Origin of the sequence: Cellulosimicrobium sp. TH-20 (assembly GCF_002105775.1) — a bacterium.
Classification (GTDB): Bacteria; Actinomycetota; Actinomycetes; order Actinomycetales; family Cellulomonadaceae; genus Cellulosimicrobium; species Cellulosimicrobium funkei.
Window position 1 is genome coordinate 3,338,163 of sequence record NZ_CP020857.1, and the last position, 26,473, is coordinate 3,364,635.

Here is a 26,473-nt window from a genome sequence, read left to right on the forward strand (position 1 = left end):
CGCGGGGGTGCTCTGCTCGCTCACGCCCGTCACCCTATCGCCGCAGCGCGCGTCGACCGGTGCCGCGTCCGCCGCACCGGGCAGTGGGTCTGCCCACAGCACGACGGCGGCCGCCCTCCGCGAGGAGGACGGCCGCCGCGAGACGCCGTGGAGGCGGGGTCAGTCGCCGAACGGCCCGACGCGCACCACGGAGCGCGGGCGCGACGCGAGGTCGTCGGCGAGCTTCTGCACGTCGTCGGCCGTGACGGATCGGATCGCGTCGAGCGACTCCTCGACGCTCAGGAGCTCGCCGTAGACGAGCTCGGCCTTGCCGAGCCGGCTCATGCGCGAGCCGGAGTCCTCGAGACCGAGGACCATGCCGCCCGAGAGCTGGCCGATGCTGCGGTCGAGCTCCGCGCCGGTGATGCCGTCGGCCGCGAGGCGGTCGAGCTCGCTGTGCAGCAGCGCGGTCACCTCGTCGACCTTCGACGGCGCGCACCCGGCGTAGAGGCCGAACGTGCCGATGCCGCCGTGGCCGGACGCGAACGAGTAGGTCGAGTACGCGAGGCCGCGCCGCTCGCGGATCTCCTGGAAGAGCCGCGAGCTCATGCCGCCGCCGAGGACGGCGCTGAGCACGGAGAGCGTGAAGCGGCGGTCGTCCGTCGCGGCCAGACCGGTGCCGCCGATGACGACGTTCGCCTGCTCGACCGCCCGGTGGACCGACAGCTCGACGCTCGCGGCCCCGACGCCCGCCAGGGCGGGGTCCGCAGGGTCGCGCCGCGCCCGGGGTGCGCCCGACGCGTCGAGCGTCCAGCCGCCGTCGCGCAGCGCCGTGCCGACCTGGTCGACCAGCGTGTCGTGGTCGACGCCGCCCGCCGCCGCGACGACGAGCGTCTCGGGGCGGTAGTGCCAGCGGTAGTGCTCCCACACGGCGTCCCGGGGCACGGCGTTGATCGTGTCCGGGGTCCCACCGATGGGCCGCCCGAGCGGGTGGCCGGCGAGGACCGCCGCGGCGAACTCCTCGTGCACGACGTCCGAGGGGTCGTCGTCGTTCATCGCGAGCTCTTCGAGGATCACGCCGCGCTCGGTCTCGAGCTCGTCGGGGTCCAGGCGCGCGGAGGTCACCATGTCGGTGATGACGTCGACCGCCATGGGGAGGTCGGCGTCGAGCACGCGCGCGTAGTAGCACGTGTGCTCCTTGCCCGTCGCCGCGTTGGCCTCGCCGCCGACGGCGTCGAACGCCTCGGCGATGTCCATCGCGGAGCGGCGGGCCGTGCCCTTGAACAGCAGGTGCTCGAGGAAGTGCGTCGACCCGAAGTGGCCGTCGGTCTCGTCGCGCGAGCCGACGCCGACCCACGCGCCCACCGTCGCCGAGCGCAGGCCCGGCATCGACTCGGTGAGCACGCGGACCCCGCCGGGCAGGACGGAGCGACGGATCGTCGCGCCGTCCTGCCCGGCGGTCAGCTCGGCCCCGGCGTCACCCGCCGGGACGAGCGGAAGGTCCCACGGCACGTCAGGCGTCCGCGTCCTCGGTCGCGGGAGCGTCGGCCGGAGCCTCGTCCTCGACCACGGCGTGCAGCGAGAGCTTGCCGCGCGGGTCGATCTCGCCGATCTCGACCTGGACCTTCTGGCCGATGGACAGCACGTCCTCGACGTTCTCGACGCGCTTGCCGCCCACGAGCTTGCGGATCTGGCTGATGTGCAGCAGACCGTCCTTGCCCGGGGAGAGCGAGATGAACGCGCCGAACGACGTCGTCTTGACGACCGTGCCGACGAAGCGCTCGCCGATCTCCGGGACGTGCGGGTTGGCGATCGCGTTGATCGCCGCGCGGGCGGCCTCGGCCGACGGGCCGTCGACGGCGCCGATGTACACGGTGCCGTCGTCCTCGATGGAGATGTCCGCGCCCGTCTCCTCCTGGATCTGGTTGATCATCTTGCCCTTGGGGCCGATGACCTCGCCGATCTTGTCGACCGGCACCTTCACGGAGATGACGCGCGGAGCGTTCGGGGACATCTCGTCGGGCACGTCGATGGCCTCGGCGAGCACGTCGAGGATCGTCAGGCGCGCGTCGCGCGCCTGCGTCAGCGCACCGGCGAGCACCGAGGCAGGGATGCCGTCGAGCTTGGTGTCGAGCTGGATGGCCGTGACGAACTCGCGCGTGCCGGCGACCTTGAAGTCCATGTCGCCGAACGCGTCCTCGGCACCGAGGATGTCGGTGAGCGCCGCGTAGCGGGTCTCCCCGTCCACCGTGTCGGAGATGAGGCCCATCGCGATGCCCGCGACGGGGGCGCGCAGCGGCACGCCCGCGTTGAGGAGCGAGAGCGTCGAGGCGCACACGGAGCCCATGGACGTCGAGCCGTTGGAGCCGAGGGCCTCGGACACCTGGCGGATCGCGTAGGGGAACTCCTCGCGGCTCGGCAGCACCGGCACGAGCGCACGCTCGGCGAGCGCGCCGTGGCCGATCTCGCGGCGCTTCGGGCTGCCCACGCGGCCGGTCTCACCGGTCGAGTAGGGCGGGAAGTTGTAGTTGTGCATGTAGCGCTTGCGCGTCTCCGGACCGAGCGAGTCGATCTGCTGCTCCATGCGGAGCATGTTCAGCGTGGTGACGCCCATGATCTGGGTCTCGCCACGCTCGAAGAGCGCGGAGCCGTGCACGCGCGGCAGCACCTCGACCTCGGCCGAGAGGGTGCGGATGTCCGCGAGCCCACGGCCGTCGATGCGCACGCCGTCGGTGAGCACGCGCTGGCGCACGAGCTTCTTCTGGAGCGCGCGGTACGCGGCGGAGAGCTCCTTCTCGCGGCCGTCGAACCCGGCCTGGAGCTTGCCCACCATCTCGTTCTTGATCTCGTCGAGACGGTTCTCGCGGTCCTGCTTGTCCGCGATGGCGAGCGCCTCGCGCAGGTCCGTCGCGACCTCGGCCTCGACCGCGGCGAACGCGTCGTCCTGGTAGTCCAGGAAGACCGGGTACTCCTTGACGGGCTTCGCGGCCTGCGCGGCGAGCGCAGACTGCGCGTCGCACAGCGCCTTGATGAACGGCTTGGCCGCCTCGATGCCCTCGGCGACGACCTCCTCGGTCGGCGCCGCCACGCCCTCGTCCTTGACGAGGCCCCAGGCGCCGTCGGTCGCCTCGGCCTCGATCATCGCGATCGCGACGTCGTCGCCGACGACGCGGCCGGCCACGACCATGTCGAAGACCGCGCGCTCCTTGTCGGAGTACTTGGGGAACGCGACCCACTGGCCGTCGACCAGCGCGATGCGGACCGCGCCGACCGGGCCGGAGAACGGCAGGCCGGAGATCTGGGTCGACGCCGAGGCGGCGTTGATCGCGAGCGTGTCGTACGCGTCGTCCGGGTGGAGCGCGAGGACCGTGATGACGACCTGGACCTCGTTGCGCAGGCCCTTGACGAAGAGCGGGCGCAGCGGGCGGTCGATGAGGCGGCACGCGAGGATCGCGTCCGTCGAGGGACGACCCTCGCGGCGGAAGAACGAGCCGGGGATGCGGCCCGCGGCGTACATGCGCTCCTCGACGTCCACCGTCAGCGGGAAGAAGTCGAACTGCTCCTTGGGGTGCTTGCCGGCCGTCGTGGCCGACAGGAGCATCGTCTCGTCGTCGAGGTACGCGGCGACGGAGCCGGCGGCCTGACGGGCGAGGCGCCCGGTCTCGAACCGGACGGTGCGGGTGCCGAAGCGACCGTTGTCGATCGTGGCCTCGGCGAACTGGATCTCGGGACCCTCCACGGGTGCCCTCCCTTTCTCGAAGCGCCGCCCGGGTAGCCCTGTCGAGGGTTCCGGTCCGCGCCCCGGCGCGTGGCGCAGGGGCTCCGGTCGCACTCGACGCTCGGCGGTCTTCGATCGAGGTCCACGGCGGTTCCCGCACCGGTCCGTCCGAGGACGGTGCCGTGGGGGTCCGTGAGCCACTACCGAGGACCGAACGAGAGGCCGGCGGCGCGGTGGGTGGTGTGCGGCTGGGTGGTGCTCAGCCGGGGTGTGACGGGTACATCACACCAGACCAGCCCGGTCCCCGCAGGGACCGGGCTGGCGGTGTCGTGTCAGCGACGCAGACCGAGGCGCTCGATGAGGCTCCGGTAGCGGTTGATGTCGACCTTCTGCAGGTAGCCGAGCAGGCGACGGCGCTGGCCGACGAGGAGGAGCAGACCACGACGGCTGTGGTGGTCGTGCTTGTGCTCCTTGAGGTGCTCGGTGAGGTCCTTGATGCGCTGCGTGAGGAGCGCGACCTGGACCTCGGGCGAACCGGTGTCGCCCTCGCTCGTCGCGTACTCGGTCATGATGCGCTGCTTCGTGGCAGTGTCGAGCGGCACGGTTCTCCTTCGGGTTCGTTGCGCGGTGCGCCGGGACGGATCTCCCGGGCTCTCTCTGTCCGCGGCCGGTCAGACGGCGCATCCATCTTACCAGGTGGACGCGCCGTCGCCCGCCGCGGCCCCGTCGTCCGGCCGGACCGCGCGTCGTGCCTCAGGGGGCGCCGTCGTGCCCGGCCGTGCCGTCACCGCGGAACCGGCCCGCGGCGTCGGGCAGCACCCCGGCGAACCGGAGCAGGTCCGGCAGTGTGAGGACGAGCGACCCGTCCTCGAAGTGCACGCCCTGCGCGGGCGTCCAGTGGTTGCTCGTGCGCACGTACGACGTGTCGTCCTGCCGCAGCAGGTACACGAACGTCTCCGCGAGCACGCGGCTGCCGACCTCGCCGAGGAAGCTGCCGTCGCCCTGGAGCTCGGCCTCCTTGAGGACGTAGTACCACAGCGGGGTGCCGCCGTGATCGCCGTCCCGCAGGGCCGCGAGCGCCTGCTTCACGTCGTCGCTCGCCCGGTCCTCGAGCTGGGCCGGGGTGAGCGGGACGACCCCGAAGGCCGCCGCGACGGCCTCGCCCGTGGGCAGCGCGAGCATGTAGCCGCGCAGCAGGTTGCGCTGCGCGAGCTGCTTCTGGAGCGCGCTGGCGACGAGCTGGGCCGGCGTGTGCGCGGGCGGCTCGGGCGGCAGGTTCCCCTCCTTGACCATCGTGCCCAGGCTCGGCGCGAGGAACGTGTCGATCTTCTCCGCCGCGCGGAACGTCCGCGGGTCGCCCTTGTCGACGAACCGCGCCCACTCGATCGGCCAGTTGGACGGCAGGACCGGGGTGCCCTGCGGTCCCGGACGCAGGCTGCCGCCGTTCCCCGTGAACTGGAAGAGCTGCGTCAGGCTCGCGTTCGCGGGCGGCGGGCCCGTGAAGTTGACGTTGAAGTCGTAGGAGTCGCGGATCATCGAGTGCCCGAACCGGAACGCCGCGACCGCGAACTCGAGCGGCATGGAGATCGGGTACCGGGGCCGGAAGAACGACGTGTCGCGCAGGAGCGTCGCGTCGAGCACGCCCGGCTTGGTGAGGGTGCGCAGGTAGTCGTTGACCACGAGCCACTGGTAGTGCCACCGCACGAGCTGGCTCGCGCGCTCGAACACGCCGCGCTCCCCGCCCGTGAGCCGGGTCCAGGGCTCGACGTCGTCCACCCAGTCCACGACGGCGTTGTGGAACCGGATCATCGCGAGGTGGAGCTGGGCGACCACGAGGTTCTCGTCGTTGCGCCCGTCCGGGATCAGCGGCGCGCCGCCGTCGTCGCGCGGCAGGTCGCGCTGCGCGTCGTCGCCGGGCGCCACGAGCGAGAACGACGGACCGCCCGGGATGACGAGCGGCTCGGTCGAGATGCGGCCGAGCCGCAGCTTCGCCGAGCCCGGCACGTACGACGCCTCGCTGCGCGTCGTGCGGTACCCACGCTCGCCCTCGAACCGCGGCCCGCTGCCGTACAGGGAGTCCAGGTTGAGCGCCGGGTGGCGCCCGTTGTGGAGCGAGCGCACCACGACCCACGGCGCGAAGACCCGGAAGGGCACCGCGTCGACGTCGCCGAGCGCCTGGTCCCCGTCGCGGCCCGTCGTCGTGTCGGGGCCGTTGGTGTTGAGCGTGATGTCGTGGTCGATGAACTGGCCCCAGTACGTGTACACGGCCGGAACGTGCGAGTCGAGGCTGCGCGGCGGCTGCCCGGGCGGGGTGACGGGCCGGGCGACCATCGCCGCCCCGAGCGTCTTCAGCGCGGCGACGGTCGCGGTCGTCGCGCCGTTCCCGACCGGGAGGTGGAACCGCGGGAAGCGCTCCGCGAGCTGCGGGAACAGGTAGTCGAACGCGGTCGTGGAGTCGTACCGGTGGTGCTCGAGGTCCCGCGCCACCGCGGCCTCGGCCGCGGGCAGGAGCGGTGCGTCCGACTCCGCCGGGTCCACGTCCGCGTCGGTCGCGACCTCGTCGGGGACGACGGCCGACCCGTGCCCGACGCTGCGGACGGTCCGGCCGACCGGGGTGGACGCCTGGTCGACGGCGTCGGGTGCGACGTCGTCGACGACGGTCTCGGCGACGGGAGCCGCCGGTTGCTGCTGAGCCTCCATGGCTCTGCCCTCTCTGTCGGAGGTCTTCGTGCGGCCCGCGCGGCGGGCCGCCGGCGCCCCCGCGGGCGTGCGCGCGCGGGGACGGGTGCGACCGCCCCCGGGCCGCAGCCCGAGGACCGCGCGGCCGCCTGGGCGCCGTGCACGACGGCGCCGCTCACCCGGAGGGAGGGACCTGCGCCGGTGTCGTGACACGGCCGGGCAGCGCCCGCAGGACGGTGCGGTGACGGAGTCGAGGGCCGTCCTGGCGACGCCCGCACGACGTCTCGGGCGAGGACCCCGCGGACACGCCGCGACGGCCCGGCCGGGCTCAGCCCCGCAGGAGGCCGCGGCGCCGGGCCTCGGCGACGGCGGCCGTGCGCGACGGCGCGCCGAGCTTGTCGTAGACGTGCACGAGGTGCGTCTTCACGGTCGCGCGCGAGAGGAACAGCTCGTGCGCGATCTCGTCGTTCGTGCGCCCCTCGGCGACGAGCGCGAGCACCTCGAGCTCGCGCGCCGTGAGCGCCGTGCCCGGGCTGCGCAGCCGGCCGAGCAGCCGCCGCTGCACCGCCGGGCCGAGGGCGACCTCGCCCGCCGCGGCCGCGCGCACGGCGGCGACGAGCTCGTGGGTCGGCGCGTCCTTGAGCAGGTAGCCGCGAGCGCCCGCCTCGACCGCGGCGAGGATGTCGGCGTCCGCGTCGTAGGTCGTGACGACGAGCACGGGCGGACCGTCCGTCGCGACGATCTCGCGGACCGCGTCCACGCCCCCGAGGCGGCCGGGGCCGAACTGCAGGTCGAGCAGCACGACGTCGGCCCGCAGCCCGCCGCGCAGCCGGGCGAGCAGCTCCTCGGCGGAGCCGACCTCGGCGACGACCCGCACGTCCGGCTCGGCCTCCAGGACGGCGCGCAGGCCGGTCCGCACGACGGGGTGGTCGTCCGCGAGGACGACGTCCACGGCGGGCCCGGTCATCGCTCCTCCTCGGTGCAGGCGTCGGTCTCGGTCCGGGTGTCGGCCGGGCGGTCGGCGGGGCGGTCGGCCGGGTCGTCGGCCGGGTCGTCGGCCCGGTGGTCGGCAGCCGCGCCCGACCGGGTCCCGGTCGTCGCCACGAGCGGCACCCAGGCGGCCACCGCCGTGCCCGCCCCCGGCGCGGACTCCACGGACAGCGTGCCCCCGAGGTCCGCGACCCGCGCGCGCATGGCGCCGAGGCCGAAGCCGCCGGGCCGGTCCGCCGCCGGCGCGGGGAGGGCGTCCGGGTCGAAGCCGCGCCCGTCGTCGACAACGTCGAGCGCGACCGCGTCGTCCCCCGGCCCGGTGCCCGCGAGGAAGCTCACGGTGACGGCGGCCCGCGTCGCACCGGCGTGCCGTTCGACGTTGGCGAGCGCGGACTGCGCCACGCGCAGCAGGGCGGCCTCGACCTCGGTCGGCAGCGGGACGGGCTCGCCGCTCACCCGCACGACGACGCGCGGCCCGCCCTCGGCGGCGCGTCCGGACGCCCGGTCCGCGACGCGGCGCAGGGCCCCGACGAGGTTCGACGACGCGAGGTCGGCCGGCGCCAGCGCGCGCACGACGCGGCGCGCCTCGGCGAGGTTGTGCCGGGCGACCTCGCGCGTCTGCTCGACGTACCCGCGCGCGGTCTCCGCGTCGCCGGCGTCGAGCGCGGTCCGGGCCGCGCGCAGGAGCAGCTCGGCGGACGAGAACCCCTGGGCGAGCGTGTCGTGGATCTCGCGCGCCAGGCGCTCGCGCTCGGCCGCCACCGCCCGCTCCCGCTCCGACGCCGCGAGCTCGTCGCGGGTGCGCACGAGCTCGTCGAGCGTGCGCTGGCGCTCCTGGGACTCCCGCACGACCGCTTCCAGCGCGAGGACGACGACGACCGCGACGGCCCCGCCGATGGCCGGCCCGAGCACGAACGGCAGCGCGACGCGCGCGGTCCACGTGGCCATGACGCCGACAACGAGCACGACGACCACCGCGACCGCGACCGGGCCCCGGCGCGGGCCGAGGACGTGCATCGCCACGAACATCAGGGGGAACGCGACCCAGACGGCGGTCGTCGTGACGAGCGACAGCCCGACCCAGAGGGCCACGAGACCGGTCACCCACGCGCCCGCGGGCCACCACGCACCGCGCGGCGCGCGCACGTCGACGGGCACGGGGACGCGACGACGGCCCACCACGTACAGCGCGAGCAGGGCCGCGCCGAGCAGCACGGCGCCCACGCCCCGCGCCGTCGCCGTGGCGAGCGCGCCCGCGACCGCGAGCGCGACCAGCCCGACGAGCAGCACGTCCAGGCCGCGCCGCAGCCACCGCGTCGCGGCCGGCACGACCGGCGCGACGCGACCGGCCGCCGACGTCGCACGGTCGACCGATGCACGGCCCGACGACGCACGGCCCGTCGGCGCAGCACGGCCCGCGAGCGCGGCAGGTTCGGCGGGCTCGGGTCCGGGCGGGGTCACGCCGTCACCCTAGCCACGGCGCCGCGGCCCGGCATCGTCCGAACGGTCGATCCCGGGCTCGTCCCTGCGGCGCCCCAGGACCGGCCGGACCGGTGATCCGCGGCGCGCCCCGACGCGGGACGGTGGACGGGACGTCGGGACGGGTCCTGCGGCGCACGACACTCGCGCTCGCCCGACGGTGTCCCCGCCCCGCTCCCTGTCTCTCACTGCCCCTCGGACCCCGGAGGTCTCCCCGTGTTCCTCGCCCTGCGCGACCTGCGCCACGCGCGCGGTCGCTTCGCGCTCATGACGGTCGTCGTCGCGCTCATCACGTTCCTCGTCGCCTTCCTCGCGGCGCTCACCGCGGGCCTCGGCCGCGCGAGCACCTCGGCGGTCACCGATCTGCCGGTCGACCGCGTCGCCTTCGCGCCCCCGGCCGAGGGCGCGTCCCCCACCTTCACGGAGTCCGAGGTGACCGCCGCGCAGACGGACGCCTGGGCCGCCGTCCCCGGTGTCGACGCCGCGGAGCCGCTCGGCGTCGCGACCGTGCGCGCGTCCGGCGACGCGACGGCCGCCGTCACCGCGTTCGGGGTGCGGCCCGGTGCGGGTCTCGTGCCCGGCACCGACGACGGCGGCGCCGACGTCTCCCCCGGCGCCGTCGTGCTGTCCCGCGGCGCGGCCGACGCGCTCGGTGCCGGCGTGGGCGACCCGGTGGACGCCGGGCCGCTCGACCTGACGGTCTCCGCCGTCGCGGACGTCGAGGCGGACTACGCGCACACGCCGGTCGTCTGGGTGTCCCTCGACGACTGGCAGGCCGTCGGCGCCCGGGGCGGCGCCTCGCCCGCGGACACCTCGACCGACGGCACCTCGACCGACGACGCGGCGGGCGGGCAGGTGGCCACCGTCGTCACCCTGCGGTTCGGCGACGACCCGCCGACCGCGGACGCGCTCACCGCCACGGACGCCCGCGTCGGCACCGTGACCGCGACGCCGCGCGAGGCGCGCTCGGCCATCTCGTCGTTCACCGCCGAGAACCTCTCCCTGACCCTCATGCAGGTCTTCCTGCTCGCGATCTCGGCGCTCGTCGTCGGTGCGTTCTTCACCGTCTGGACCATCCAGCGCGCGGGCGACGTCGCGGTCCTGCGCGCGCTCGGCGCCTCGACGCGCTACCTGCTGCGCGACGCGATCGGCCAGGCCGGCGTCGTGCTGGGCGTGGGCGTCGGGGTCGGCACGGCGCTCGCGGCCGGCGCGGGGCTGCTCGCGTCCCAGGTCATGCCGGTCGTCGTCGACCTCTCGACGACCCTCGTGCCCGCCGTCGTGCTCGTCGTGCTCGGCGGCCTCGGCGCGGTCCTCGCCGTGACGCGCGTCGCGCGCGTCGACCCGCACGCGGCGCTCGCGGCCCGCTGACCCCGCCCCACTCGTCCGTACCGACCCTCAGGAGCTCCCCGTGGACCTCGTCCTCGACCGTGTCCGACTCACCTACCCCGACGGCGACGGCGTCCTCGTCGCCGTCGACGACGTCTCCCTCACCGTGCCCTCGGGCACCACGACGGCGCTGCTCGGCCCGTCCGGCGCCGGCAAGTCCAGCCTGCTCGCCGTCGCGGCGACGCTCACGCCGCCGACGGCGGGCGTCGTGCGGGTGGGTCCCGACGTCGTCAGCGCACCACTCGACGCCGACCCCGGCACCGAGCCCGGGGACGCGGCCGGACGGCGCGCCCGGCGGCGCGCGCGGCGTGCGGCCGACCGGGCGGCGGCGCTGCGCCGGGAGCGCATCGGGCTCGTGTTCCAGCAGCCGCAGCTCGTCGCGTCGCTCACCGTGCTCGAGCAGCTCGAGCTCATGAGCCACCTCCGGGGCCGTTCCCCCGCGTCGCGCCGCGCGCACGCCCTCGCGCTGCTCGACGCCGTCGGGGTCGCCGACCGCGCGGGCCGCCGGCCCGAGCACCTCTCGGGCGGGCAGCGCCAGCGCGTCGCGATCGCCCGCGCGCTCATGAACGACCCCGAGGTGCTGCTCGTGGACGAGCCGACGTCGGCGCTCGACCACGAGCGCGGCGTGCAGGTGGTGGAGCTGGTCGTGCGGCTCGCGCGCGAGCTCGACGCCGCGACGCTGCTCGTCTCGCACGACGAGGCGACGCTCGACCCGGTCGACGCGCGGGTCCACCTCGCGGACGGCCGCCTCGTCCCGGCGCCCGCGGCGGCCTGAGGACGCGCTCGGGCCGCCGTCGGGTCAGCGGGCCGCGCGCACGTGGGTCGCGACCGCGACCGCCACGACGGCGGCCAGCGCCTGGGCCACCACGACGCCCCACCCGGGCGTACCGACGAGCAGGGCGACCCCGAGCGGGACCGCGCCGAGCACCGCGACGTCGGGCCCCTTGCGCAGCACGGCCGCGGCGCCCGTCGGCAGACCGCCCGAGGGCGTCGCGAGCAGCGGCCCGCCCCAGTCCGGCGGCTCGCGGTACGCGCTGCGCACGGCGGCGGCGCCCTGGACGACCGCAGCGAGCACCGCGACCCCGAGCCAGCGCGCGTCCCCCGTCCCGAGCGCGAGCGGGGCCGTGCCCGCGACGAGGCAGGCCGTCGCCGTGAGCGTCGGGACGACGCCGCGCGCGAGCCGCGTCCAGCGCGCGCGGAGGGGCACGAGCGCGTCGACGACCGGGGCCATCTCTGCCGTGCGCGCCCCCTCCGCGCCGAGCACCGCCGCCCCGAGGCCCGCCGCGACGAGCAGGGCGAAGAGACCGAAGCCGGAGCCCAGGCCGGGCACCTGCTGCGCGACGACCGTGAGGGCGGCGAGACCGACGAGCTGGGCGAGCGCCGACGGACTGCGACCCAGCAGCACGAGGTCGGCCGCGACCACCGCGCCGACGGGACCGTGCACCGCGGCGAACCGGTGGGGCCGGCGGACCCGGACCCGGGCGGCGCCGGCCCGGCGCAGGGCCCGGCCCAGGTCCCGCGTGTCGAAGGACAGCACGGCGCCACCCACCTGGTCCGCGACCGCGCTCTGCGCGCGCAGCACCGTCGCGCCGAGGGACTCCAGCCCGCGCCACCACCGCAGCACGAGCAGCGCCGCGACGGCGAGCAGACCGAGCACGACGACGAGCGGCGCACCGAGCGGCGGGAGACCGGGGCGCCCGGCGACGACGAGCGCGAGACCCGCGACCGGTACGGCCGCGACCGCGACGTCGCTCGCCCGCGCGAGCAGCCCGGCGGCGCGGGCCGACGGCTGGGCGAGTCCCGCGACCGCGACGAGGAGCAGGCCGAGGGCGCCGCCGGCCCGCAGCGCGGGCACCGCGTCCAGACCGGCCGCGACCGCGACGACGGCGCTCCCCAGCGCGCCGAGCCCGGCACCCAGCACGACGGCGCGCGCGAAGGACGGCGACACGAGACCCCGCCGGTCGGCGGGCGTCGGCACCCACCACCGCACCCCGCCCCCGCCGGCGCCGACCGGGCCCAGGCGCACGGCGGTGCCCGTGAGGAACGCGAGCAGCGCCGTCGTGCCGAGCGCCTGGACGGCCCCCGGCCCCAGCACGGGCGGCCCGCCCGCCGGTGCGGCGGTCGCGAGCGTCGAGCGCAGCATCGACGCGAGCCCGACGACCCAGCCCGTCGCGAGCGCGACGGACACCACGGCGTAGGCGACGTCGACGACGATCTCGCCCGGCCCGGCGTCGGCCCGCGCGGCCGCGGCACGGGCGGTGAGACGGCGCAGCTCGCGACCGGTCAGCAGCTCGTCCGGGTCGGAGCGCAGCGCGCTCGCTCCGTGCGGCACGGTCAGCGCACCGCCAGGAGCGCCGCGTGGACGTCGGCCGGGGCGAGCGGGGCGCACCGGTCGTCGTCGACCAGCAGGCCGCGCGCGCCCGTGCGTTCGACGAGCTCGGGGTCGTGCGTGGCGAGGACCACGGCCACGCCGCTGCGCGCGTCCTCGACGAGCAGCGCCGCGAGGCGCTCCCGCATCCCCGGGTCGAGCCGCTGCTCGGGCTCGTCGAGGACGAGCAGCTCACGGGGCCGCACGAAGCCCGAGGCGAGCAGGAAGCGTCGCCGCTGGCCGGAGGAGAGCGCCGACGGGAGCGACCGACCCTGCTCCGCGATCCCGAACCGGTCGAGCAGCTCGTCCACGACGGCCCCGGCCCCCGGCACGCCGTGCCCTCGCGCGACGAGGACGAGGTGCTCGCGGACCGTGAGCGCCGGGAAGAACGCGTCGTCGTCGAGCACGCCCGCGACGCGCGCCCGGAAGTCGCGCTCGCGCTCGTCCACGTCGCGCCCGAACGCGCGCACCGCACCGCCGAGCGGCGCCTGGAGACCGAGCAGCGTGCGCAGGAGCGTCGACTTGCCGCTCCCGTTGGCGCCGATCACCACGACCAGCTCGCCCGGCACCACGGCGAGGTCGACGGGCGCGCACACCGCGACGTCCGCGTAGCCGACGCGCAGCGCGCGCGCCTCGAGCACGGGTGCCGGGGCGGCCACGGTCAGGCGCCCGGCGTCGTCGCGGCCGGCTCCCCGCCCGGGGCGGCGAGGATCTCCCGGGCGCGCGCGACGTCGTCGTGCATCTGCGCCACGAGCGGCTCGATGCCGTCGAAGCGCAGCGTCGGGCGCAGCCGCTCGACGAGCTCGAGGACCACGTCCTCGTCGTACAGGTCGAGGTCCGCGCGGTCCAGGACGTACGCCTCGACCCGGCGCTCGACGCCGTCGAACGTCGGGTTGGTGCCGATCGAGATCGCCGCCGGCAGGCGCACGTCCGCGTGGCGGGGATCGGCGCCCGCGAGCTGCGGTCGCTCGAGCCAGCCCGCGTAGACGCCGTCGGCCGGGACCATGCCGCTGATCGAGCCGAGGTTGGCCGTCGGGAAGCCGAGCTCACGCCCCCGCGCGTCGCCGTGCACGACGGTGCCGCGCACGCGGTGGGACCGGCCGAGGATGCGGGCCGCCTCGCGCACGTCGCCCGCCGCGAGCAGCGCGCGCACGCCCGTCGAGGACCAGCGCACCTGCGAGTCGCCCGGCGTCTCCTCGTCGGTGACCGGCACGCCCTGGTGCTGGCCGACGTCGTCGATCGCCACCACGTCGAAGCCGTACCGCGCGCCGAGCGCGACCATCGTCTCCATGGTGCCTGCGTTGTCGCGGCCGAAGCGGACGTCGTGCCCGACGACGACCGCGCCCGCGTGCAGGCCGTCGACGAGGTAGGTGCGCACGAACTCCTCCGGCGTCTGCCGCGCGAACTCGAGCGTGTACTCCACGAGCAGGACCGCGTCCAGGCCCGTCGCGGCGAGCAGCTCGACCCGGTCCGCGATGCCCGTGATGAGCTCGGGCGCGCTCTGGGGGCGGTGCACGGCCGACGGGTGCGGGTGGAACGTCACGGCCACGGCGCGCGCGTCGCGCTCGCGCGCCAGGTCGACGATGCGCCCGAGCACCTGGGCGTGCCCGCGGTGGACGCCGTCGAAGTTGCCGATCGTCACGACCGACGGGCCGAAACCCGGGGGAACCTGGCTCAGGTCCGTCCACAGGTGCACGCGAGAACTCCTCAGGTGAGCAGGAAGGCCGCGGGTGCCGCCCGGGGCGGCCGCCCGTGCCGACGGGGGGCGGCGGACCGGACGGGGAGGCACCGGGACCGCGCTGGACAAGACTGCCACGCCCCGGGCACGACGCCGAACCGGACGCGTCAGGCGGGAGCGAGCACGAGGACCGGCCGGGCGAGGTCCTTGCCGCCGCGGCGGGTGTCCTCCACGAGCGCCACGAGCTCGCCCGTCGGGGACATCGCCGCCGTCGTGCCGGGCGTCCCGGTCGCGTCGACCCACTGCCCGTACGACAGCGCGGTCGCCTGCTCCGGGGTCAGCTCGCGCACGGGGAACGTCGCACGGGCCGCCTGCGCGAGCGGCAGGGTCGCGAGCACGCCGTCGCGGTCCGCCTGGGCCTCGAGCTCCTCGAGCGTCGAGGCGACGTCGAGCCCGTACCCGCCCACCCGCGTGCGCCGCAGCGCCGTGAGGTGGCCGCCGACGCCGAGCGCCGACCCGAGGTCGCGCGCGAGCGCGCGCACGTACGTCCCCGACGACACGGTCACGGTGACGTCGACGTCGAGCGCGGGCGGCGCGTCGTCGGGGACGCCCTGCTCCCCCGGCGCCACGGGCCGCACCGCGAGCACGTCGAAGCGCGAGACGACGACGGGCCGCGCCGCCAGCGCGACCTCCTCGCCCGCGCGGGCCCGCGCGTACGCGCGCTGCCCGTCGACCTTGATCGCGCTCACCGTGCTCGGCACCTGGAGGATCTCGCCGGTGAGGCCGGCGATCCCCGCCTCGAGGTCGGCCCGCACGACGGCGGACGCGTCCGCCCGCGAGAGCACCTCGCCCTCCGCGTCGTCGGTCGTGGTCGCCGCACCGAGGCGGATCGTCGCGTCGTAGTCCTTGTCGGCGCCGACGACGTACGTCAGCAGCTTCGTCGCGCGCCCGACGCCGAGCACGAGCACGCCCGTGGCCATGGGGTCGAGCGTGCCCGCGTGGCCGACCTTGCGCGTGCCGGCGAGGCGTCGGCCACGGCCGACGACGTCGTGGCTCGTCCAGCCGGCGGGCTTGTCGACGACGACGAGACCGTCGGGAGCGACGGGGCGTCGCTCCCGACGGTCGGTCGCGGACGGGCGTGCGCCCACGCGGTCAGGCCCGGTCGTCGTCGGCGACGGCGTCCGCGTCCTCCGACGTGCGGTACGGGTCGGCGTCCCCGGCGAACGGCTTGCCCTCGCGCAGGGCGGCGAGCTCGGCGTCGCGCCGGCGGGCCTCCACGAGCGCGGCGTCGAGGTGCGCCGCCGTCTCGGGCACCGCGTCGAGGTGGAACTCGATCGCCGGAGTGAGGCGGATGCCGGTCTGCTTGCCGACCTCCGACCGGATGAGGCCCTTCGCGCTCTCCAGCGCGGCGGCCGTCCCGGCCCGCTCCTCGTCCGTCCCGTAGACGGTGTAGAACACCGAGGCGTTCTGCAGGTCACCGGTGACACGGACGTCCGTGACCGTGACGAACCCGAGGCGCGGGTCCTTGATCCGCGTGTCGAGCATCTGCGCGACGATCTCCTTGATGCGGTCGGCGAGCTTCCTCGCCCGGGGGTGGTCGACCATGTCTTCTTCCTTTCGTGCCGAGCCTTCCGGCGACGGTCCCGACGACCGTACGTCGAACGGCGCCCACCGGCCGGGTGGGTGACCGCGGTGGGGTGCTGACTGACGACTGCGGGTGATGACGACCGCGGGGTGACGAACGCCCGGGGGCGGCCACGATGACCGTGACCGCCCCCGGGCGTGACGAGCGTCAGGAGCGCGGCTTCTCGCGCATCTCGAACGTCTCGATGGTGTCGCCGACCTGGAGGTCGTTGAACGAGCCCAGACCGATACCGCACTCGAAGCCCTCGCGGACCTCGGTGGCGTCGTCCTTGAACCGCTTGAGCGACTCGACCGTGAGGTTGTCCCCCACGACCTTGCCGTCGCGCAGGACGCGCGCCTTGGCGTTGCGGCGGATCTCGCCCGACCGGACGATCGAGCCGGCGATGTTGCCGAACTTGGAGGAGCGGAAGATCTCGCGGATCTCCGCCGTGCCCAGCTGGGCCTCCTCGTACTCCGGCTTGAGCATGCCCTTGAGCGCGGCCTCCACGTCCTCGATCGCCTGGTAGATGATCGAGTAGAAGCGGACGTCGACGCCCTCGCGCTCGGCCAGGTCCTCGACGCGCTCGCCGTACTTCACGTTGAAGCCGATGATGATCGCGTTGTCGACCGTCGCGAGGTTGACGTCGTTCTGCGTGATCGCACCGACACCGCGGTGGATGACGCGCAGCTCGACCTCGTCGCCCACGTCGATCTTGAGCAGCGCGTCCTCGAGGGCCTCGACGGCACCGGACACGTCGCCCTTGAGGACGAGGTTGAGGGTCTCGACCTTGCCCTGCTGGAGAGCCTGCGTGAAGTCCTCGAGGCTGATGCGCTTGCGGCGCTTGGCCAGGAGGGCGGCGCGCTCGGCAGCCTCGCGCTTCTCGGCGATCTGGCGGGCCGTGCGCTCGTCGGGCGCCACGAGGAACGTGTCGCCCGCGCTCGGCACGGACGCGAGACCCAGCACGAGGACCGGACGGGCGGGGCCCGCCTCGGTCACGGCGTTGCCGTGCTCGTCGAACATCGCCCGGACACGGCCGTGGGCCGTGCCGGCGACGATCGCGTCACCGACGTGCAGCGTGCCGGACTGGACGAGGACGGTCGCGACGGCGCCGCGGCCCTTGTCCAGGTTCGCCTCGATGGCGACGCCGCGCGCGTCCTTGTCGGGGTTCGCACGCAGGTCGAGCGAGGCGTCGGCCGTGAGCAGGACGGCCTCGAGGAGGTCGTCGATGCCCATGTTCTGCTTCGCGGACACGTCGACGAACATCGTGTCGCCGCCGTACTCCTCGGCCACCAGGTTGTACTCGGTGAGCTGCTGGCGGATCTTGGCCGGGTTCGCCGACTCCTTGTCCACCTTGTTCACCGCGACCACGATCGGCACGTTCGCCGCCTGGGCGTGGTTGAGCGCCTCGATGGTCTGCGGCATCACGCCGTCGTCCGCGGCCACGACGAGGATCGCGATGTCCGTCACCTGGGCACCACGGGCACGCATGGCGGTGAACGCCTCGTGACCCGGGGTGTCGATGAAGGTGATGGCGCGGTCGACGCCCTCGTGCTCGTGGCGCACCTGGTACGCACCGATGTGCTGGGTGATGCCGCCGGCCTCGCCCGCGACGACGTCCGTCTGGCGGATGGCGTCGAGGAGCTTGGTCTTTCCGTGGTCGACGTGACCCATGACGGTGACGACCGGCGGGCGGGCGGCGAGCTCGTCGTCGCCCTCGGCCTCGAGCTCCGCGTCCAGGTCGATGTCGAACGACCCGAGCAGCTCGCGGTCCTCCTCCTCGGCCGAGACCATCTCGATGACGTAGCCGAGCTCGGACGCGAGGGCACCGAACGTGTCCTCGTCGAGCGACTGCGTCGCCGTGGCCATCTCACCGAGGTGGAACAGCACGGTCACGAGGCTCGCGGGGTTCGCGTCGATCTTGTCGGCGAAGTCGTTGAGCGACGAGCCGTGACGCAGCCGCACGACGGTCGAGCCGTTCCCGCGGGGAACCTGCACGCCGCCGAGCGACGGCGCCTGCATCTGCTCGAACTCCTGGCGCTTCGCGCGCTTCGACTTCCGCCCACGGACCGGACGACCGCCGGCGCGCCCGAAGGCGCCCTGCGTCGAGCCACGACCGGCGCCACCGCGGCCACCGCCACCGGGACGGCCGGCGAAGCCGCCGCCACCGCCGGGAGCGCCGCCACCACCGGGACGACCGCCGAAGCCGCCGCCACGACCGCCGCCACCGCCACCGGGACGACCACCGGGAGCAGGACGCTCACCGGGACGGCCGATCGAGGTGCGGCCGGGCATCATGCCCGGGTTGGGGCGCGGGCCGCCGGGACGCGGCGCCGGACGCGGGCCGCCCGGGCGAGGACCGCCCGAGCGCTCGCCGGATGCCGCCGCCGCACCCTCGGTGCGCTCGGGGCGCGACCCGGGCCGGGGCATGCCCTGGCTCGGGGCGAACGGGTTGTTGCCCGGGCGCGGGGCGCCCGGACGCGGGCCACCCTGCCGGGGCATGCCCTGGCTGGTCGCGAACGGGTTGTTCCCCGGACGCGGTGCGCCGGGACGTCCGCCCGAGCCACCGGGGCGCGGGGCGGGCGCGTTCGTGCCGCCGCCCGGCTTGGGCGAGGCGGTGGGCTTCTGCGCGGGCGCGGGCGTCGGACGCTGCGCCGCGGGAGCCTGAGGTGCCGGAGCCTTCGGGGCCGGCGCCGCGGGCGCGGCGGGTGCCGGAGCCTTCGGGGCCGGCGCGGCCGGCTCGGCGGGGGCCGCGGCCTGCGGGGCCTGCGGAGCCGGCGCGGCCGGCTCGGCCTTGACCTCCGGCTTCGGGGCCGGCTTCGGCGCGGCCGGACGCGCGGCGGGTGCCGCGGGCTTGCTCGCGCCGCCACCCCCGGCGGGGAAGGCGTCGCGCAGCTTGCGGACCACCGGTGGCTCGATGGTCGAGGATGCCGAGCGGACGAACTCACCGAGCTCCGTCAGCTTGGTCATGATGGTCTTGCTTTCCACCCCGAGCTCCTTCGCGAGCTCGTAGACGCGGACCTTTGCCACAACTCTCCTGTCTCGGCCCGCCCCGGACAGGGAGGACCGTCGTTAGTGCTGGGTGCTCATCGCTGGGTACTCATCGGGTGCCCATCGGCTTCTAACCCGCTTCCTTGTCGACGTGTCGTGCTGGCGGCCCCGTACGGACGGGGCCGTGACGCATGGCTCAGAGGTGCTCTCCCGGACGGGCCTCGATCACGGCGCGGACCGCGGCGAGGTCGAGGGGCCCGGCGACACGCAGGGCCCGCGGGACGGCCCGCCGGCGTTCCGCCGTCTCGAGGCACCGGGTCGACGCGTGGAGCCACGCACCGCGACCCGGCAGCGACCGCCCGGCGTCCACCACGAGCCGTGGCTCGTCGGTGCCCGCGCCGGACCGGTCGAGGACCAGACGGAGAAGAGCTGACCGCAGGTCGCGCTGCCTGCACCCGACGCACGTGCGGACCGGACCCGATCCCGTCGGAACGGGAAGGGTCGTGGAGTCCGGGGGCATGGTCGAGGTGCGGGCTCGCGGCCCGGTCGATGACAGTCTACCGCGCCGGTCCGTCATCCGTGACCGTCCCACGCTCCGCGGCTACCGGTCGGCAGCGCGAGGACCTGCGGGAGCGGCACCGTCCGACCCCTCGGCCGGGGCGCCGCCCTCGTCCGAGCGGATGTCGATGCGCCACCCCGTGAGCTTCGCGGCCAGGCGGGCGTTCTGCCCCTCCTTGCCGATCGCGAGGGAGAGCTGGAAGTCCGGGACGACGACGCGCGCGGCGCGCGCCACCTCGTCGACCACCGTGACCGACGACACACGCGCCGGGGACAGCGCGTTGGCCACGAACTGGGCCGGGTCGTCGCTGTGGTCGACGATGTCGATCTTCTCGCCGTGGAGCTCCGCCATGACCGCGCGCACGCGCGAGCCCATGGGCCCGATGCACGCGCCCTTGGCTCCGAGCCCCGGGACGCGCGAGCGGACGGCGACCTTGGTGCGGTGCCCCGCCTCGCGCGCGATGGCGGTGATCTCCACCGAGCCGTCGGCGACCTCGGGGACCTCGAGCTCGAAGAGCTTGCGGACGAGGTTCGGGTGCGTGCGGCTCAACGTGATCTGCGCGCCCTTCATTCCCCGGGCGACCTCGAGCACGTAGGCGCGCAGGCGCTCGCCGTGCACGTACTCCTCCGTGGGGACCTGCTCGTGCGGCGGGAGCACGGCCTCCGTGCCGCCCACGTCCACGAGCACGACGCGCGGGTCGCGGCCCTGCTGGATGACGCCCGCGAGGACCTCGCCCTCCTTCCCGCGGAACGTGCCGAGGATCTGGTCGTCCTCCGCGTCGCGCAGGCGCTGGACGATGACCTGGCGTGCGGTCGAGGTCGCGATGCGCCCGAAGTCGGCGGGCGTGTGGTCGAACTCGGGACCGTACTCGACGGGGCCGCGCGGGGCGTCCTCGTCGTCGGTCTCGGGAGCCGGCAGCTCCTCGCGCGCCCACACCGTCACGTGGCCCGTCTTGCGGTCGAGCTCGACGCGCGCACGGGTGTACGCGTCGGGGGTGCGGTGGTACGCCGAGAGCAGGGCCTGCTCGATCGCCGCGACGAGCACGTCGAGGCTGATGTCCCGCTCGCGCTCCAGCAGGCGCAGCGCGCTCATGTCCACGTCCATCGTCAGGCCTCCTCGTCGTGGTCGGTCGTCTCGTCGGCGGAGCCGTCGAGCTCGGGCAGGTCCGCCTCGAGGGCGCGCTTGAGCTCGACCTGCACCTCGCCGCGCACGACGTCGGCGAGCGGCACCACGCGCTCGGTCACCGCGCCGCGCGCGCCGGGGACGTCGAGGACCAGCCCGGTCTCGACCTCGGAACCGGAGCGCAGCCGGCCCTCGAGCGTGCCGCCGTCGGTCAGGACGAGCCGCACGAGACGGCCGCGGGCGCGCCGGAAGTGGCGCGGCTCGGTGAGCGGACGGTCCGTGCCCGGCGTGGAGACCTCGAGCGTGTACGCGCCGTGGAGCGGGTCCACCGTGTCCAGCGCCGCGGAGATCGGGCGCGTGGCCTCGGCCACCGCGTCCAGGTCGAGGCTGCCCTCGACGTCGTCGGGGAGGTCCAGCACGACGCGCACCACCGAACGGGCACCCGCGCGCGACACCGTGACGTCCTCGAGGTGGAGCCCGGCGTCGCGGACCGCGGGCTCGACCGCCTCGCGGACGCTCTCCCGGAGCGCGTGCGCCGCCGCGTCGCCTCCGGACCCTCTGCCGGACTGACCGCCCGCCTGCCCTGCCATGACTCAGCTCCTGTCCGTGTCCCACGCCGGGTACGCCAGACGACCGGTGTGTTGTTGTCTCGGGTGCCCCGACCCCCGCTCACGGGACGTCGGAACGGGGACCAGCCTAACGACTCGCGGGCCCCGGACGTGACATCATCGCCCCCGATGACTCCCCACGCGACCGCGGCCGACGCCGCCCCCCGAGCCCGGCGGACCCGTCCCGCGGCCCGTGCCGGCCGTCTGCTCGCGGTCGTCACGGTGCTCGCGACGGGCGTCCTGGCGGCCGGGTGCGGCGTCCGGCTGGACACGCCGCCGCCCACGGAGCCCTCCCCCGACACGGTCGAGGTGCTCCGCTCCGGGGCCGTCGACGACGCGCTCGCGGTCGCCGCGCTGGTGGCGGACGTCACGCCGCGCGTGACCGACCCGGCCGCGCTCGCGGTGCTCGGCGAGGCCGCCGCGTTCGCCGAGCAGCACGTCGACGCGCTCGGCGGGGTCTACGACTCGGGCCTCGAGGACCCCACGGAGCCCGAGGGCGACGTCGCGGACGACGCCGGGACCGGCACCGCGGGGACCGACGCCCCCGGGACCGGCACCGCCGCCCCCGGCACGGACGGGACGACGTCGGACCCCGGGACCACGGGGACGAGCACGGAGGCGAGCACCGACGCGGCGGGCACGCCCGCCCCCGGCACCGCGACGACGGACGACGTCGTCACCGCGCTCGTGGGCGCGGCCGGGCGCACGGGCGCGGCGGCCGACGCCTCGCCGGACGCCCGGCTCGCGCGGCTCCTCGCGTCGGTCGCCGCCTCGGAGCACGTCTCGGCTCAGCGGCTCGCCGCGGCCACGGGCTCGACGGCCGCGGCAGGCCTCGCCGATCCGCCGCCCGTCGACGAGGCGCCCGGCGGGGTCGGCGCCGCGGACCTCGCGACGCTCGTCGAGGCGGAGGACGCGGCCGGGTACGGCTACGAGGTGCGCGCCGCGCAGTCGGAGGGCGACGTGCGCACCGCCGCGGTCGCGCGCGCCGCACAGCACCGCGCCCGCGCGCAAGGCTGGGCCCTCGCCGCGGGCACCGACGGGACGCCGCAGGACCCGCGTCGCGTCGCCTACGCGCTGCCCGACGGCACGGACACGGCCGCGCTCGCGCGCCAGGTCGAGTCGGGGCTCGCGCAGACGTACGCGAGCCTCGTCGCCGCGGCGGCCCCGACGTCCCGGACCGAGGCCGTCGCGCTCCTCGCGGACGCGTGGGCGAGCGCCGTCGCGTGGGGCGAGGCGCCCGTCGCGTTCCCGGGCCTGCCGGAGCAGACGGCAGGCTGAGCGCGCCCGGCTCGCACGCACGGGCGCGACGCCGGCTCCCGCGGGCGCCCTGGTGCACCGACGACCCCGCGCAGCGCGCACCGGAGCGCCACACCGCACGGCCGTGAGCGCAGCAGAGCGCCCCGGCCCGGAGGTCCGGACCGGGGCGCCCCGAGGCTGCGCGGACGGTCAGCCGAGGAGCTCGGCGACCCGGCCCGCGACGTGCTCGACGGCGTCCTCGACGGCGACCTGCGCCGCCTCGCCCGCGCGCGGGCGGACCTCGACGACGCCGTCGGCCAGGCCGCGGCCCACGACGAGCAGGAGCGGCACGCCGAGGAGCTCGGCGTCCTTGAACTTCACGCCGGGCGAGACCTTGGGCCGGTCGTCGTAGATCACCTCGACGCCCCGGCCGGCGAGCTCGGTCGCGAGGCGCTCGGCCTCCTCGAACACGCTCGCGTCCTTGCCCGTGGCGACGACGTGCACCTGCGCGGGCGCGACGTGCGCGGGCCACGCGAGCCCGGCGTCGTCGTGGTTCGCCTCCGCGAGCGCCGCGAGGACGCGCGTGACGCCGATCCCGTAGGAGCCCATCGTCACGACGACCTGCTTGCCGTTCTCGTCGAGCACCGTGAGGCCGAGGGCCTGGGCGTACTTGCGGCCGAGCGCGAAGATGTGGCCGATCTCGATGCCGCGCGCGAGCTCGAGCGGGCCCGAGCCGTCGGGCGCGAGGTCGCCCGCGCGCACCTCCGCGGCCTCGACCGTGCCGTCGGCGGCGAAGTCGCGCTCGGCGACGAGGTCGAACACGTGGCGGCCGGGCGCGTTCGCGCCGGTGATCCAGCGCGTGCCGGCGACGACGCGCGGGTCGAGCAAGTAGCGCACCGAGTGCCGCTCGGGGGTCTCCCCCGCCGACGCGTCGGACGCGTCGCCGTCCGCGGGTGCCTCGCGGCGCGCGTTCGGGCCGAGCACCTGCGGGCCGATGTAGCCCTTGACGAGCTCGGGGTGGGCGGCGAAGTCGGCGTCCGTGGCCGGCTCGACCTCGGCGGGCTCGAACGCCGCGCCCACGCGCTTGAGGTCGACCTCGCGGTCGCCCGGCAGCCCGACGACGACGACCTCGCGGCGGCCGTCCGGGTGCGTCAGGGCGAGCACGACGTTCTTCAGCGTGTCGGCCGCCGTCCACGCGCGGTCCTCGCGGGGGTAGCGCGCGTTCGCGAGCTCGACCAGCGAGGCGATGGTGGGGGTGTCGGGCGTGTCCTCGACGTGCGCGGCCGGGGCGTCGGCGTAGTCGACCGCCTCGGGCACCGGCGTGACGACAGCCTCGACGTTCGCGGCGTAGCCCCCGGGCGAGCGCACGAACGTGTCCTCGCCGATCGCCGTCGGGGTGAGGAACTCCTCGGAGCGCGACCCGCCCATGGCGCCGGACGTGGCGGCGACGATGACGTACTCGAGCCCGAGCCGGTCGAAGATGCGCCGGTAGGCCGCGCGCTGCGCCTCGTACGAGCGCTCGAGGCCCTCGTCCGTCGTGTCGAACGAGTACGCGTCTTTCATGACGAACTCGCGCCCGCGGATGAGGCCCGCGCGCGGACGCGCCTCGTCGCGGTACTTCGTCTGGATCTGGTAGATCGTCAGCGGCAGGTCCTTGTACGACGAGTACAGGTCCTTGACGAGGAGCGTGAACATCTCCTCGTGGGTGGGCGCGAGGAGGTAGTCCCCGTCCTTGCGGTCCTTGAGACGGAAGATGTTCGGCCCGTACTCCGTCCAGCGGCCCGTCGCCTCGTACGGCTCCTTGGGCAGCAGCGCCGGGAAGTGCACCTCCTGCGCGCCCGCGGCCGCCATCTCCTCGCGGACCACGTCCTCGACCTTGCGCAGCACGCGCAGGCCGAGCGGGAGCCAGGTGTAGATGCCGGGGGCGGCGCGACGGATGTAGCCCGCCCGCACGAGGAGCCGGTGGCTCGCGACCTCGGCGTCGGCCGGGTCCTCGCGCAGCGTCCGGACGAACAGGGTGGACAGGCGCAGGAGGTCGGCGCCCCGGACGCGGGTGGAGGCCGCGGCGGGCGCGCCGGACGTGACGGAAGACATGCGCCCCACCCTACCGGCGGGGAGGATGTCCCCATGCCCGAGCTGCCCGAGGTCGAGGCCCTCGCCCGGTTCCTCGACGACCGCGCGACCGGTCGCACCGTCGTGGCCGCGGACGTCGCGCAGATCGCCGCGCTCAAGACGTTCGACCCGCCCGTCTCGGCCCTGGTGGGACGGGTCGTCACGGGCGCCCGACGGCACGGCAAGTGGCTCGACCTCGTGCTCGCCGAGACCGGCGACGGGACCGGTGCGCCCGGGCCCGACGCCGAGGTCCACCTCGTGTTCCACCTCGCCCGGGGCGGGTGGCTGCGCTGGTCCGAGAAGGCGCCGACGACGCCCGTCCGCCCGCGCCTCGGCGGCAGCGGTGGCGGGAAGGCCGCGGTGCTCGCGCTGCGCGTGCGGTTCGACGACGGCTCCGGGTTCGACCTCACGGAGGCCGGGACGCGCAAGCGGCTCGCGGTGCACGTCGTGCGGCACCCGGAGGAGGTCCGGGCGATCGAGACGCTGGGCGTGGAGCCGCTCGACCCGGCCTTCACGCCCGAGGCGCTCGGGGCGCTCATGGCGGCGCGCAACCAGCAGGTGAAGGGGCTGCTGCGCGACCAGTCGTCGATCGCCGGGATCGGGAACGCCTACTCCGACGACATCCTGCACGCGGCGCGCACGAGCCCGTTCAAGCTCACGCGCTCGTTCACGCCCGACGAGGTCGCGCGCGTGCACGCCGCCGTGGGCGAGGTGCTCGCCGAGGCCGTGGCGGCGGCGTCGGGCAAGCCGGCCGCCGAGCTCAAGGACGCGAAGCGCGCGGGGATGCGCGTGCACGGGCGCACGGGTCTGCCCTGTCCCGTGTGCGGCGACACCGTGCGCGAGGTCAGCTTCGCCGACCGCAGCCTCCAGTACTGCCCGACGTGCCAGACCGGGGGCCAGGTCCTCGCCGACCGGCGGATGTCGCGCCTGCTCAAGTGAGGACCCGCCGGGCGGGGCGCGCCCTGCGGGGCGGCGCTGTCAGAACAGCACGGTCGCGTAGGTCCCGACCTGCTCGAACCCGACCCGGCGGTACGTCGCGAGCGCGGCCGCGTTGTAGTCGTTGACGTACAGCGAGACCACGGGAGGCGCCGCACCGCGCGCCGCGTCCGCGGGCCCGGGCTCGCGCGCGAGACGCACGACGGCGGCCATCCCCGGAGCGGCGATCCCCTGCCCGCGGTACCGCGGGTCGACCCACACGCCCTGCACCTGCGCGACGCGCGGCGTCACCGCGCCGAGCTCCGCCTTGAAGACCACGTGCGGCGAGCGGCCGGGCTCCGCGGCCATGCGGACGAAGGACCGGCCCGCGAGCACGAGCGAGCGGACGCGCTCCTCGTACGCGCGGCCCCCGCCCTCGACCGGCGAGTAGCCGACCTCCTCGGTGAACATGCGCACGCACGCGGGCAGCACCACGGGGACCTCCGCCGGGACGGAGCGGCGCACGTGCGGGTCGGGCTCGACGTCCGGGTCGCGGTCGATCGCGAGCGACGGCTGGTTCGCCCGGATCTCGCGCGGCGCCGGCCAGTGCGGGGCGAGCAGGTCCCACAGCGCCAGGACGGCGTCGCGCTCGCCCACGACCGACGACGACCGCCGCCCCGCGTGCCGCGCGAGCGCGGCGAACGCGGCGACCGCCGTGCGGGCGCGGTCGGGGTCGAGCGACGCCGGGACGACCGGCACGAGGTTCGCCCCGGCCCAGCACACCGCCTCGAGCGGACCGACGGCGGGGAAGCCCCACGCCTGGCCGCCCGCGGCGTGCAGGCCGGCGTGCTGCGCGACGGCGAGCCGCGCCGCCGCGAGCGTCGACGCGACCGGGTCGCCCGCGCACACCGCGAGCGCCTCGGGGACGTCCGCGTCGGAGAGCACGCGGGCCCGCTCGGCCGCGTCGTCGCCCGACCCGGCGCGCGCCCGTGGCCGCAGTGCCGGGACGGACGGGCGCCAGCGGCTCACGAG

Annotated in this window: 21 protein-coding genes; 4 read left to right on the forward strand and 17 right to left on the reverse strand. The window is 75.8% G+C overall.

The annotated features are described in order from the left end of the window. Positions 1-159 precede the first annotated feature (159 nt). From B8281_RS14850 to B8281_RS14875, 6 genes are all read right to left on the reverse strand, one after another. Positions 160-1,491, reverse strand: a complete 1,332-nt coding sequence (locus tag B8281_RS14850; RefSeq protein WP_043658077.1) for a pitrilysin family protein — start codon at positions 1,489-1,491, stop codon at positions 160-162. Between the two features lies 1 nt (position 1,492). After that, positions 1,493-3,718: a polyribonucleotide nucleotidyltransferase gene (locus B8281_RS14855; protein ID WP_021479898.1), complete on the reverse strand. Its 2,226-nt coding sequence runs from the start codon at positions 3,716-3,718 to the stop codon at positions 1,493-1,495. A gap of 311 nt (positions 3,719-4,029) precedes the next feature. After that, on the reverse strand, positions 4,030-4,299 hold the full coding sequence (rpsO, locus tag B8281_RS14860) for a 30S ribosomal protein S15 (protein ID WP_021479897.1): 270 nt from the start codon (positions 4,297-4,299) through the stop codon (positions 4,030-4,032). A gap of 151 nt (positions 4,300-4,450) precedes the next feature. Continuing rightward, the gene (locus B8281_RS14865; protein WP_085388106.1) at positions 4,451-6,397 is read right to left on the reverse strand and encodes a heme peroxidase family protein; all 1,947 of its coding nucleotides are present in this window, start codon (positions 6,395-6,397) and stop codon (positions 4,451-4,453) included. A 307-nt stretch (positions 6,398-6,704) separates the two neighbouring features. Then, positions 6,705-7,343: a response regulator gene (locus B8281_RS14870; protein ID WP_085388107.1), complete on the reverse strand. Its 639-nt coding sequence runs from the start codon at positions 7,341-7,343 to the stop codon at positions 6,705-6,707. Then, positions 7,340-8,827 (reverse strand): sensor histidine kinase, encoded by a 1,488-nt coding sequence (locus tag B8281_RS14875; protein ID WP_232322582.1) that lies wholly within the window; start codon positions 8,825-8,827, stop codon positions 7,340-7,342. The genes B8281_RS14870 and B8281_RS14875 overlap by 4 nt, the downstream gene beginning before the upstream one ends. 234 nt (positions 8,828-9,061) lie before the next feature. On the opposite strand from B8281_RS14875, the gene B8281_RS14880 reads away from it, so the two are divergent. Continuing rightward, positions 9,062-10,213: an ABC transporter permease gene (locus B8281_RS14880; protein ID WP_085388108.1), complete on the forward strand. Its 1,152-nt coding sequence runs from the start codon at positions 9,062-9,064 to the stop codon at positions 10,211-10,213. A gap of 40 nt (positions 10,214-10,253) precedes the next feature. After that, positions 10,254-11,006: an ABC transporter ATP-binding protein gene (locus tag B8281_RS14885; protein ID WP_085388109.1), complete on the forward strand. Its 753-nt coding sequence runs from the start codon at positions 10,254-10,256 to the stop codon at positions 11,004-11,006. 24 nt (positions 11,007-11,030) lie between these two features. Here B8281_RS14885 and B8281_RS14890 read toward each other — a convergent pair whose 3' ends face one another. The 9 genes from B8281_RS14890 to rimP form a co-directional block, all read right to left on the reverse strand. Further along, positions 11,031-12,563 carry a DUF6297 family protein gene (locus B8281_RS14890; protein ID WP_085388110.1) on the reverse strand — a complete coding sequence of 511 codons (1,533 nt, stop codon included), beginning with the start codon at positions 12,561-12,563 and terminating at the stop codon, positions 11,031-11,033. Between the two features lie 2 nt (positions 12,564-12,565). After that, positions 12,566-13,258, reverse strand: a complete 693-nt coding sequence (locus B8281_RS14895) for an ABC transporter ATP-binding protein (RefSeq protein ID WP_085388111.1) — start codon at positions 13,256-13,258, stop codon at positions 12,566-12,568. A 2-nt stretch (positions 13,259-13,260) separates the two neighbouring features. Beyond that, positions 13,261-14,295 carry a bifunctional riboflavin kinase/FAD synthetase gene (locus tag B8281_RS14900; RefSeq protein WP_085388112.1) on the reverse strand — a complete coding sequence of 345 codons (1,035 nt, stop codon included), beginning with the start codon at positions 14,293-14,295 and terminating at the stop codon, positions 13,261-13,263. Positions 14,296-14,444: 149 nt separating this feature from the next. Further along, positions 14,445-15,425, reverse strand: coding sequence for a tRNA pseudouridine(55) synthase TruB (gene truB / locus B8281_RS14905; protein WP_085388113.1), 981 nt, complete (start codon positions 15,423-15,425; stop codon positions 14,445-14,447). 4 nt (positions 15,426-15,429) lie between these two features. After that, positions 15,430-15,882 carry a 30S ribosome-binding factor RbfA gene (gene rbfA, locus B8281_RS14910; RefSeq protein WP_043659091.1) on the reverse strand — a complete coding sequence of 151 codons (453 nt, stop codon included), beginning with the start codon at positions 15,880-15,882 and terminating at the stop codon, positions 15,430-15,432. Positions 15,883-16,069: 187 nt separating this feature from the next. Next, positions 16,070-18,928: a translation initiation factor IF-2 gene (gene infB, locus B8281_RS14915; RefSeq protein ID WP_085388114.1), complete on the reverse strand. Its 2,859-nt coding sequence runs from the start codon at positions 18,926-18,928 to the stop codon at positions 16,070-16,072. Between the two features lie 157 nt (positions 18,929-19,085). Beyond that, positions 19,086-19,466 carry a YlxR family protein gene (locus tag B8281_RS14920; protein ID WP_085388115.1) on the reverse strand — a complete coding sequence of 127 codons (381 nt, stop codon included), beginning with the start codon at positions 19,464-19,466 and terminating at the stop codon, positions 19,086-19,088. 24 nt (positions 19,467-19,490) lie between these two features. After that, positions 19,491-20,552 carry a transcription termination factor NusA gene (gene nusA, locus B8281_RS14925; protein ID WP_021482697.1) on the reverse strand — a complete coding sequence of 354 codons (1,062 nt, stop codon included), beginning with the start codon at positions 20,550-20,552 and terminating at the stop codon, positions 19,491-19,493. 2 nt (positions 20,553-20,554) lie between these two features. After that, on the reverse strand, positions 20,555-21,160 hold the full coding sequence (gene rimP, locus B8281_RS14930) for a ribosome maturation factor RimP (RefSeq protein ID WP_085388116.1): 606 nt from the start codon (positions 21,158-21,160) through the stop codon (positions 20,555-20,557). Between the two features lie 147 nt (positions 21,161-21,307). Here rimP and B8281_RS14935 point away from each other — a divergent pair, with 147 nt between their 5' ends. After that, positions 21,308-22,456 carry a DUF4439 domain-containing protein gene (locus B8281_RS14935; protein ID WP_085388117.1) on the forward strand — a complete coding sequence of 383 codons (1,149 nt, stop codon included), beginning with the start codon at positions 21,308-21,310 and terminating at the stop codon, positions 22,454-22,456. Positions 22,457-22,624: 168 nt separating this feature from the next. On the opposite strand, the gene B8281_RS14940 is transcribed toward B8281_RS14935, so the two are convergent. Next, positions 22,625-24,508: a proline--tRNA ligase gene (locus tag B8281_RS14940; RefSeq protein ID WP_051876593.1), complete on the reverse strand. Its 1,884-nt coding sequence runs from the start codon at positions 24,506-24,508 to the stop codon at positions 22,625-22,627. Positions 24,509-24,541: 33 nt separating this feature from the next. On the opposite strand from B8281_RS14940, the gene B8281_RS14945 reads away from it, so the two are divergent. After that, positions 24,542-25,465, forward strand: a complete 924-nt coding sequence (locus B8281_RS14945) for an Fpg/Nei family DNA glycosylase (RefSeq protein ID WP_085388118.1) — start codon at positions 24,542-24,544, stop codon at positions 25,463-25,465. Positions 25,466-25,504: 39 nt separating this feature from the next. Here B8281_RS14945 and B8281_RS14950 read toward each other — a convergent pair whose 3' ends face one another. Further along, positions 25,505-26,470 (reverse strand): DUF4081 domain-containing GNAT family N-acetyltransferase, encoded by a 966-nt coding sequence (locus tag B8281_RS14950; RefSeq protein WP_085388119.1) that lies wholly within the window; start codon positions 26,468-26,470, stop codon positions 25,505-25,507. Positions 26,471-26,473: the final 3 nt, after the last annotated feature.

Bases quoted from the DNA above. Each gene is read 5' to 3' on its own strand.
- B8281_RS14870 (WP_085388107.1), bottom strand. From the start codon at position 7,343: ATGACCGGGCCCGCCGTGGACGTCGTCCTCGCGGACGACCACCCCGTC.
- B8281_RS14920 (WP_085388115.1), bottom strand. From the start codon at position 19,466: ATGACGGACCGGCGCGGTAGACTGTCATCGACCGGGCCGCGAGCCCGC.
- rimP (WP_085388116.1), bottom strand. From the start codon at position 21,160: ATGGCAGGGCAGGCGGGCGGTCAGTCCGGCAGAGGGTCCGGAGGCGAC.
- B8281_RS14945 (WP_085388118.1), top strand. From the start codon at position 24,542: ATGCCCGAGCTGCCCGAGGTCGAGGCCCTCGCCCGGTTCCTCGACGAC.
- B8281_RS14940 (WP_051876593.1), bottom strand. From the start codon at position 24,508: ATGTCTTCCGTCACGTCCGGCGCGCCCGCCGCGGCCTCCACCCGCGTC.
- B8281_RS14865 (WP_085388106.1), bottom strand. From the start codon at position 6,397: ATGGAGGCTCAGCAGCAACCGGCGGCTCCCGTCGCCGAGACCGTCGTC.
- rbfA (WP_043659091.1), bottom strand. From the start codon at position 15,882: ATGGTCGACCACCCCCGGGCGAGGAAGCTCGCCGACCGCATCAAGGAG.
- nusA (WP_021482697.1), bottom strand. From the start codon at position 20,552: ATGGACGTGGACATGAGCGCGCTGCGCCTGCTGGAGCGCGAGCGGGAC.
- B8281_RS14935 (WP_085388117.1), top strand. From the start codon at position 21,308: ATGACTCCCCACGCGACCGCGGCCGACGCCGCCCCCCGAGCCCGGCGG.